Source organism: Novipirellula sp. (assembly GCF_041583735.1).
In the GTDB taxonomy this organism is placed as follows: Bacteria; Planctomycetota; Planctomycetia; order Pirellulales; family Pirellulaceae; genus Novipirellula.
Genome location: NZ_JBFHFD010000289.1, coordinates 1 through 10,127, shown reverse-complemented (window position 1 = coordinate 10,127; position 10,127 = coordinate 1). Strand labels below are relative to the sequence as shown.

At 55.8% G+C, this 10,127-nt stretch carries 5 protein-coding genes; 1 reads left to right on the top strand and 4 read right to left on the bottom strand.

The genetic code is table 11. The features are described from left to right. On the top strand, positions 1-718 hold a 718-nt coding region (locus tag ABX962_RS19940; RefSeq protein ID WP_372721779.1), incomplete at its 5' end, for a hypothetical protein. Positions 719-816: 98 nt separating this feature from the next. On the opposite strand, the gene ABX962_RS19935 is transcribed toward ABX962_RS19940, so the two are convergent. The 4 genes from ABX962_RS19935 to ABX962_RS19920 all read right to left on the bottom strand — a co-directional run. Beyond that, positions 817-2,223: a tetratricopeptide repeat protein gene (locus ABX962_RS19935; protein ID WP_372721778.1), complete on the bottom strand. Its 1,407-nt coding sequence runs from the start codon at positions 2,221-2,223 to the stop codon at positions 817-819. Further along, positions 2,220-3,563, bottom strand: a complete 1,344-nt coding sequence (locus ABX962_RS19930; protein ID WP_372721777.1) for an AAA family ATPase — start codon at positions 3,561-3,563, stop codon at positions 2,220-2,222. Before ABX962_RS19930 ends, ABX962_RS19935 begins: the two co-directional genes overlap by 4 nt. 582 nt (positions 3,564-4,145) lie before the next feature. Next, positions 4,146-8,312 (bottom strand): hypothetical protein, encoded by a 4,167-nt coding sequence (locus ABX962_RS19925; RefSeq protein WP_372721776.1) that lies wholly within the window; start codon positions 8,310-8,312, stop codon positions 4,146-4,148. Positions 8,313-8,701: 389 nt separating this feature from the next. After that, positions 8,702-10,127 (bottom strand): alpha-keto acid decarboxylase family protein (locus ABX962_RS19920; protein WP_372721775.1); only part of this gene is annotated, 1,426 nt, incomplete at its 5' end.

Below are 10,127 nucleotides of genomic sequence, written 5' to 3'. Positions count from 1 at the left end.
GTTACCACTGCGATATTCTGTCATGCTGCTTTTACCGCTCTTGCTGCTGTGGGCCCGTACGCCAATGTATTTTTCGCGATACCTGATGGCATGCCTGATCCCGACCACAACGCTGATCGCGGTATTGACTCCGTTATTCGTCGTGACACTCGATGGCAGTGTTTCGGCGGCCGACCGGTTCGGCGACGATTCGCAACAAAACGTAACAGGTCAAAATCGCAGTGACTTTGCTGGCGTCGGTCCTCTCGCTGAGAGTGCAACGCGCGACAACGATTCTCGTAATCCCAAACTGACGCACCACAATTCGCTGCGTCATCAATTGCGCGAAGGCTCGGTGATTCCTCAGATCACAGGCCAAATCTCGATGTCCGGCCGCCGCTGGCTCTTCACCCCCAGCGACGAAAATGTTCCCCAAACTCATTCGCCCGATAACCGGCTGCGAGAATCGGAAACCCACATCCGTGAATCGGTTGAAAACGGATCCCATTCGCGTGTGTTTACCACTTCGATCGAAACGTATGAACGCGAATCGACGCCCGCCCGCTCCCCGTCGCAGTACAAGTCACTCGAAATCGTTGAAAACCTAGTCTTGCAGCGGGTCGTCAATGCAATTCGCGCCGATGCAAACGATAGCCAGTGGACGATCACCGCGCGCGTTACCGAGTTTTTTGACGAGAATCGGCTGATTCTGATCACCGCCCAGCGATCGGCCCAGTAGCGATTGACCCAGTAGCGATCGGCCTGAAAAAGGAGATCGTCTCGCGACGCGCCAAGGATTTCTCCTCGGCATGACTTAACATTTCCGCTGGCAGCGGATTAACGGGCGTCCTGCAGTCCGACCACGATCACCAGTCCGATGAACGCCATAACGGCAAGGGCGGCGAGTCCAAGCAGTGTCCCTCCGATTATCCACACCATCTTTCCGGTGTCCGTTCCTCGTTTGGGTGAGACCGAGACCAAGGCATTGGTCAAAAACTGAGCCGCGATCGAACCGTACAGCAGCGGTGTGAAAAACAGGCCCGCGATATCTCGCAGCCCTCGGCTGACATTTCCTTCGATGAAATAGCTGCCAAACGAACTCGCGACGACCACAACGGCCAAGAATCCCAACGCGATCGTCGTCAGCGATAATGTCGCTCGCGGCCACCCCTCTTGGCAACTATAAATTCGTCCCAGCGGCGGGATCAACAGCATGCATGCCAACGCACATCCCAACAACGGCGACGATCCGGTGACAAAGTAGCCGGCTACCAACACAATGCCGCTGAGCACGCAGACACCCACCCAAGTCGAACTGCGGATCTGGTGTTCGGATAACGCCAAACGACCAAACTTGCTCGTCCGTAGAACAAGATTAAACAGCGGGCTGGCGACCCACGTCATCAAGGCAAACGCGATGTAGGCAATCAACAGTGGTTGCAGCCACGGAGACCACTCGGGATGGTCGTCGGCGAAACCGGACAACAAACGGAACCCGATATAGGCACCGATGATCACGCCCCACTGCGCTTTTTGTTGCAGTTTCTGCATCCACAGAAACCAATTCAACATGATCCGGTAGATAAAATAACGAGACTTCATCGCCTCGATGATCCCAGCGCGAGCCCAATCCATTTCCGGGTTTAGCCGCAGCGCCTCACGAAAGTGTTCCATCGCCTTCTCGGGCTGGTTCTGCTCGAGCAGCGTCCATCCCATGTTGGCATGTGCGTACTCGTCCTCGGGAGCCCGCTTCAACGCCGCGCCGATCGCTTCCTCTGCTTCGATCTTCCGCCCCAATTTGACCAGTGCCATCGCCCGCAGATTGGTGCACCCCACGGACTCGGCGTCCAGCGATAGCCCCAGTTCGGCCGCTTCGAGCGTTTCTTTCCAACGATGTTGGTTGAACTGGATCTCCGCAAGTTTCGCAAAATAGTCGGGGTTGTACGGATCCAGCCCCACTGCGGTTTCGATGGCGGCTTGGGCAGCCGCGTATTGGTTGCGATTGGCCAGTACGATCGACTGAGCGTAAAAGACAAACGGTTGGTCCGGCGCCAAATGGATCGCCAACTCGGACTCCGATTGCGCATCGGCGTACTGTTTCGTTTCCGAGAAACAGATCGCCAGTACGGCGTGTCCCATCGCGTTGTCGGGATCCACCGCTAACAGTTGACGCAATTCGTCAATCGCCATCTCATGACGAGATTGCCCCAGCAACATTAACGCGCGTTGTAGATGTGCGTTCATAGATTCAAGTACTTTAACACGTCGTCGTAAATGCCGCCCTGGTTCGAATAGATCGCATAATTGCGCGCGGTGGAAAACCATTCTCGCGTGGTCGGACGCAGCGTTTTCGCCGCAGCGATCATATCCCGGGTAATCAGCGGTTTGGGGATGCCTTCTTTTAGCGCCAATCGCAGCTTCTCTTCGATTGCTTGATCAACCACCGCTTTCATATCGGCCCCCGAAAACTCGGGTGTTTTCTTCGCAACTTGAGCAAAATCGATCGCATCCTGAGGTTTGCCCTTCAAATGAATCCGCAGCACCGAAGCGCGAGCTTCGAGATCCGGCGGCGGCACAAACAACACACGGTCAAATCGCCCGGGACGCCGGAACGCAGGGTCAACGTGCCACGGCGCATTGGTGGCTGCTAACACCAGCACGCCATCATTGGATTTTTCGACACCATCCATCTCCGAGAGAAACTGGTTGATCACATGTCGTCCCGCCCCGCTACTCATATCACTACGGCGGCCTCCGAGCGCGTCGACTTCGTCAAAAAACAAAACGCACGGTTTGTTGTAGCGGGCCTGCTCGAAGATTTGGGCGAGATTTCGCTCGCTTTGGCCGGTCCACATGTCGAGCACATCGCTGATGCCGACCGAGATAAATCCCGCGCCTAGTTCGCCCGCCGTAGCGCGAGCCAAGTAGGTCTTGCCGCAACCGGGCGGACCGTACATCAAAATGCCGCCGCCAATCTTTTTGCCATACGCCTCGTACATCTGGGGGTGTTGCAGCGGATACAAAATCTTCAGCCGAATCTCTTCCTTTAACTTATCCATCCCGCCAACATCCTCGAATTTAATCTTCGGACGTTCGACTTCCGAGACAAAGCTTTCGATCTCGGGCTGAGTCGACTCGCGGCTGCGGCCTTCGACAACGTCGCCATCTTGGTAGGCTTCGCCCACCCCTAGTTGGTCACCGAGAATCGGATCGGCGGACGCCGGGTCTCGCTCAAGTGCCTCTTTGTACTGGATCACTGCGTCACGCACTTTGCCTTCGCCCAACAACAATTTGGCAAACACGACGAACGCTTTCGCCGGCGCTGCGGCAGAACGGCACAAATCCTCTAGGATCACCATCGCCTTGCTTTGTTCGTCGAGCGAAAGGTAGGCGGACGCCAGCCCAAATTTCACCTCGGCATTCTCCGGCGAAAGCGAAAGCGCGCTCCGGTACTCCGTAACCGCCTCGTCAAAGCGACCGTAGTTGGACAGCGTCTGAGCAAGGTGAATTCGGAGCGGAAGATTGTCGGGCGAAACCTTTAAGGCCTCGCGCAATCCACGGATGGCATCGTCTTCGGGCGACATGTACGAATCTTGGCGGGAGGATAGGGCGGAAAGTCGTCCCAAGATTGTACGAGGTGTGAGAAGGGGTTCCTAGTCGAGCACCGCTGTCGAGATACAAGTTTTTGCCTACATGTCGCGGGCCAAGATTCGGAAGCAGTGGACATCGTGAGCCAGCGACGATAGCCCAATGCCATCCACTTTAGTAGCGGCACGGCGCAAGCCGTCCGCTAGCAGCGTGACAAAACGTTCGCATTTGACCGGGCGGCTTGCGCCGCACCGCTACAAAAACCACCTGGTTGGTGCGAAAGTAGATGGCACCGAGCGCTAGCCAGCGAGCCTCGGCCCCGCATTTTGAAGTTGCGCTATTTGCTGTCGCGGAGCGACTTACTTCGATAGCCTTGGACTTTAGTCCGAGGGATTTTCGCCAATATCAATCGAGTCCCAGCGGGACGTTTTGTGACTTGATCGTTCGCCACAGAACGTCGCTCCGCGATCGGGTGCCAATTTCAGAACCGATAACCTTGGACACAAGTCCAAGGCTATCCCGTAAAGTGCCTCCGGCACAAAAACAGCAACTTCAAAAGCCCCGCATCGAGATCAACATCACCTCTCAGCATCCGGCTCTACCACCGTTGCTGCTAAAACCGGTTCCTCATTACTAACCTTGCTGAATTGTTTCCAGCCCCATGCCAGCCAACGCAATAGTGCTGCCGCTAGCCACAGCGCCCACACCAGCATAAAGAGGCGATAAAACCACACCGAAATCGAAATCACGCTCGTGACCGGCAACTGCGTCCCGCTGTGCGGAGTGAACCAAATCAGTTTCGTTCGCCAAGAGTTGTTGCCGGCGATAAACATGTCGGGGTTTCCCAGCAAGCCTTCCCCTACCACGATGAACAAAACCAACAGCGAGATTAGCGTTAGGAAGACGATCACTGCCTGTAGTAAGTACCCCTTCCATTGGTATCGACCGGCATTCGGGTGCTCGCCACGGTATGCCAACATGAACAACCACCCCACGACGAACATGGATGCAAAAAGCGGCACCTGCGTTAATCCGATCGAAAGCAGCACCCATTCGTAGCGTCGCAGCGGTGATATCGGAATGCTACCCAACACCAGCGCCACGATGATGGCGACGGCCAGGATCGTCCAAAAACGGACTGCCGGACCTCGCAGCGGTCCGTCGGCCCACAAAATCCAGCGATTTGCTGGCATATCCAGCTGCGTCGTCAGATTTGACGCGTCGGCGGGCAAGGTCACTGCGGGTGAATGAACGACGGTTGCGATCGTTTCAGAGCTGGTCCATTGGACTTTGACTGCTTGACGCCCTGGTCGCGCCGGCACGATCAAGTCGTTACCGCGGCGCTGGACGGGGATCGCTTGCTTGTCGAGGGTGAGCGACGTGATCTCAATCTCTGGATCTAGCGTGATGGCGAAATCGTTCGCCAAACTGCACTCCAGATCCACGTCCAGCGTACTGGTTCGCCGCCGATCCCCCAACGAAGTCGCCAAATTCACTCGCTGGACCGTGACCGTGTCGCCTACCACCGCAATCGGGCGGCTGAACATGATCGTGACCGTTTCCCCAGGCCACGGTTGCCATACCGGGATCAATGCCTGTTCATCCTCCTCGAAAACCGGAGTCAGCCCCGCGAGCGAAACGTTCCAGATCGGTGAAGTAACAAGTTGCCAACGTTCGACCCAGCGATCGGTTTCCGCAGCGGATAAGTTCACCTCGGTCCGCCGCTCTAATTCGCTTTCCCATGCAAACGTTTGCTGGTTCGCTGCCATCTGCACCGCGACCGTATCATCTTTGACTTCCCTGCCCGACGTCAACACTTGCTCGCCTTGCAAAAGGGGCACCTGAATCGAAATTGCTTTCCCCGTCGACGACAGCCGCGTTACGGTGGTACGGACCTTCCAGACCAAACCGATTTCCAGCCGCCGGTCGACCAAGACAACAGGATTAAACTCGGTGCGATCGTATGCGGCTTCGTCTTCACTGACCTCTTGCTCTTTGACAAAGAACACCTGCCCAGCGGGCACACCATTGCGATCCACCCCCGTCACGTTCCATCCGCCAGCATCAATCGTCACGCGCCGCGGTTTTAGCAAAAAACTCCATTCCCATTCGGTCGTGTCGGCGACACGGCCGGTGACCGTGATTTCATGAATGCCTTTGTTGACGGCGATCCACAGATAGCCATCGCGGCGAGCCACCGGCACCGGATCATCACTATCCATCGTGACGGACAAGGGTGACCAAGCCGGCATGCGTCCAGGTAATGGAACTGCAACATCGGCTGCGGCATGCACGGTCACCTTCATCGTCAACATGTTGTCCACGATGCTCAGCTCCGCCGCCGGTATCTCTGCGGCATTGGGGAACGCGTCGGATGTTTCAAGCAATCGGTCTCGCAAAGTGTTGAGCATCTCCGGCGACGGGATGCTGCGAAGTTCGATGTTCAGTTGCGAGGATTCGGTGGAAGTGATGTCTGCGTCCCCGCGATTGGCAGCGTCCTCTTGAGCCATTGCCGTGACGGGTAGCAACATCAATGCAATCGCGGCGGTGGTTGCCGCAGTGCGTGACGCTGCTCGCGACCATGGCCAACGTCTTCCTCGATCTCGCAGTCGTCCTCGATCACGCAGCAAGATCATCCCCAGCAGGATCAGCAAAAGGACGCGAATGCAGGTGATAAAGCGATTCAATGTCAACGAGACCAGCAGCGGACGAATATTTTGATCCGCCCCCACGGGACCATTCCACATGCAAACGACGTTGTTCCAGTTCCACTGCGGCTGAGCGGGACCGGTTTGGATGACGGCTTGAGGGTCGTAGTTCAAATTGGTGTAGCGATCGATCGCTTCGCCAAGTTGCTTCGCGGCGGATTCACGTCCACTCCGCGTTCCCAACGACATCGCCGGTGCGTCAATATCAAACGAAACAGCTTCGTCGGTCATCACGCTCCCCGCCCGATGTTGGGCCCCAATACCACTCCACACAAACAGCCCGCGGCTGCCGTAGGACATTCCCTGCGGTTCGAGTTGAGGATAGATCACGTTCTGAATCTGCAGGGCGATGAATGGCACGACGCAGAGCAGCAGCACGGCTAATGTGACGTACTTCCATGCGGTGATCCATTGCTTAATTTTTCCGTCACTCACCACTCGCAACAGAGCGATCGGCATCAACAACAATAACCACGTGATTCGCGGCGAACCGGGTTCGTGATACGACAACCCAAACGCGAACAACGCGACAATCCCGCCGACAAATCCGAACAATTTGAAAACCGCCAACGAGAATACCAACAGTAGAAACAAATCAAGCAGCGACCATGCCGTTAACCAGTCGCCGCGGACTTGATCCGTTCCAAACACCGCAAACACTCGCCAACCCGGCGGAGTCGTAATGGTCATTTCCAACGACTCGGCGTCCGCTTGCCATCCGGTTGCCGAGACCGCGTCACTCATCGGAACACGTCCAATTGCATCCATTTGCAAATTTCGGCTGCGAATCTCGGTGCCACTCGTTCCAGAGACCGGATTCACGGTGATCAGCTGAGCTTCACCTCCGACACGCACTGCCCCTAATTCATGATCCTCCGCGACATCGAGTCGCCATATTTGCTGCATCTGCCCTTTTAATTGGTCGTGATACGTCAACATCTCGCCGTCTTCGTCGAGCCACAGTCGGCGGGTGATGTTTAGCCCCGAGCGAGCTTTCTCCCCCATGCCTCGCATCTTTTCCACCAATTGAAATGGTTTGCTGACATCCCACTGGTAAACCGGAATATTCCGCCACTCGTTGGGATAGGTGGTTTGCGTCACATCGACCATCGGCAGGTCTTCGATCTGCGAAACACGAAAATCGGGATCGGTTTGCAGACCCACCAATTCCGTGGCTGCCAACGGTTGAGCGCCGGGGGCAAAGCGAATCTCGTCGACATCGTGGGTGCGAAAGGCATCAACGTTGATCGTCCATTTACCAGAGCGCACCTGCGCTTTGATCACCCCCTGTTCGTCAATGGCCACCGGAATCGGACTTTGAACGGTGGCTAATTGCCAGCCCTCGGGCAACACCGATCCAAGCAATTCTTCGCGGCTCTTTCCCGACACCGTCAACTCAATCTGCGTTCGCAACCACAGCGGTATTCCATCATCGATCTTTCGATACACTTTGACCGTCAAGAGGTCTTTGTCGGTGGGCTCGCTACGCGACCGTTTTAACCAAACTTCACCATTGGGGTCCCACGTCGGATTGACCACTTCGCTGCCATTAATCGACAGCGACACGATGCCGATCGCGGGAGGAATTTTGATTCGTTGTGGCATTTGATTCCACTGGAAATCGCCCGTCAATTTCCCTTGTCCCTTGCTCAGTTTGACCGACGGTGCACCGTTGTGCTGCACCACCACGATCGGTTCGCCATCCAGGCGGACGTTCGTGGGCCAGATCGTCGGGGTCCCCGGTAATGGCACCCAAGTTTCGTCGAATCGTTTGACTTCGAGTTCAAATGCCCCCCCGTCTTCCTCCGCAGTGAACTGCAGTGCCGATGGCCAAACACAGATCGCCTCTGCCGCGTTGCTATACAGTTTTGGACAGTCACGATTTTGAATGTCCCACGTTACCCAGTCCTGCCACGGTTTCAGAACCTCGGGGATCGGCGGCGATTGCGCCGACGCCACCGTGCAGAACATCAGCGTGCAAACGACAACAAATCGACTCCATAAACACCGATTCGAATGGAAAGAGCGATCAGGCATATCGAGCACGCACACGAAAGAAAGGGAGAGAGAGAATCAGAGGGCAGTTTTGCCTAAGCGGAACGACCGCTATTTGCAAAGTTACGTTCGATTAGAGCCCAAAACCGCTGCATTCTTCGCAAGAAAAAGGTTTTCGAGGTGCGAATGTAACGAAAGCCGGTGTTTTGCTCTCTCTAACACACCCTCTCTAGTAGCGGAACTTGTCAAAAGTTTCGTTCCACCCCACCGCATCGTCTAACGAAAGTTTAGACGGCTCGTTGATTTAGTGAGCCGCGGGCCGTAAGGCACCGGGTACCGCGTGGGACGCGGCCGCTGACGCGTCGCGGCTCAGCAGATCCCCCCAACCGACGAAAGTCTTGACGACTTCCGCTACGCTCGAGGGGGCGATTCTATCCGACCGACTTGCTCAGCCGTTCAGCCAGTTTCCGCAACGTTTGACTGGCGTCGTTTTCTTTCAGTTTTGCTTGAATCAGGTGCGGCGAATCATTCTCGTTCCATGCTCGCTCCAATGCCTGAATGTACTCGGACTTGGTCTGCACTAAATGGCTCACTCCACCTCCATAGACTTGCATCAAGTCGCCATAATTCCACTTGGCGATCTCGTTGTATTTCCATTCGCCTTCGTGCAGATAGCGTTCGGTTCCGTATCCGTGGTTGTCCAGCAAGATCACGATCGGATTGTGTCCGTGACGGATCAGTGTGCTCAATTCTTGGCCTGTCATTTGAAATGCACCATCGCCCACCAGCACGACGATTCGATGATCAGGTTTGGCCGTTGCGGCGCCGAGCGCTGCCGGGATACTGAACCCCATTGACGCGTAGTAGGCCGGGCTCAAAAACTCACTCTGCTCGTGAATCGTCAATTCCGTTGCTGCAAACAACGAATCGCCAACATCCGCGATCACGATCGTGTCCGCGTCGAGTCGCTTGTTCAGCTCGCGAATCATCCAACTGGTCTGCAGCAAATCGGTCCCCGCTTCGTCCGCCGATTCGGTGTTTCGCGGCGGGATCAAGTTGGATGTATTTCGCTCCGTAGTCTGGGGCCTCGCGTCCATCAATCCCGTCAAGAACGACTTCAAATCGACGTCGTGGTAATGATGATGCGAAATACGCAGCGTTTCACTCGTCACCAAGATGCAGCGTCCTGGATCCAATTTCGCTGAAAACACGCCCAAGTTGATATCGGTCAAGAACGTGCCCAGCAACAACACGCAATCGCTTTCCTCAACAAACCGCGTCACCTGCGGATCGCCAATCGCCCCCTCGTACAAACCGATGAACAAAGGGTGCCGCTCGCTCACCACGCTTTTGCCTAGCATGGTGGTCGCAATTGGAATGTTCGCCGATTCGGCCAACTGGATCAGTTGTTCTTGCAATCGGAATCGATGCATTTCGACTCCCGCCAAGATGACGGGGTTCTTTGCACTCGAAAGACGCCGCACCGTTTCTTGGATCGCTTCGTTGGTCGCCTCTTCGCTGTTGCTAAACGACACGCCGGTGTAACCATGAGTGACCGGAGGCACCACGTGAACCATGTCGCGAGGCACGTCGATATAGACCGGGCGTTTATAGCGATCACAGGCATCAAGGACGCGGTCGATCTCTGAAAACGCGGTCAATGAATCCGAAAGCTCAGTTCCCGCGATCGTGAATTTTTCGAACACGTCAATCTGCGTGCGGAAATTGCGAACCATGTGATGCAGTAACGCTCCGGTGCTGCGTTCTTTGATCCCCGGTGATCCCGAGATCACAACCACCGGCGACTTTTCCGCGTAGGCGCCCGCGATCGAATTACAGACACTCAGTCCTCCCACG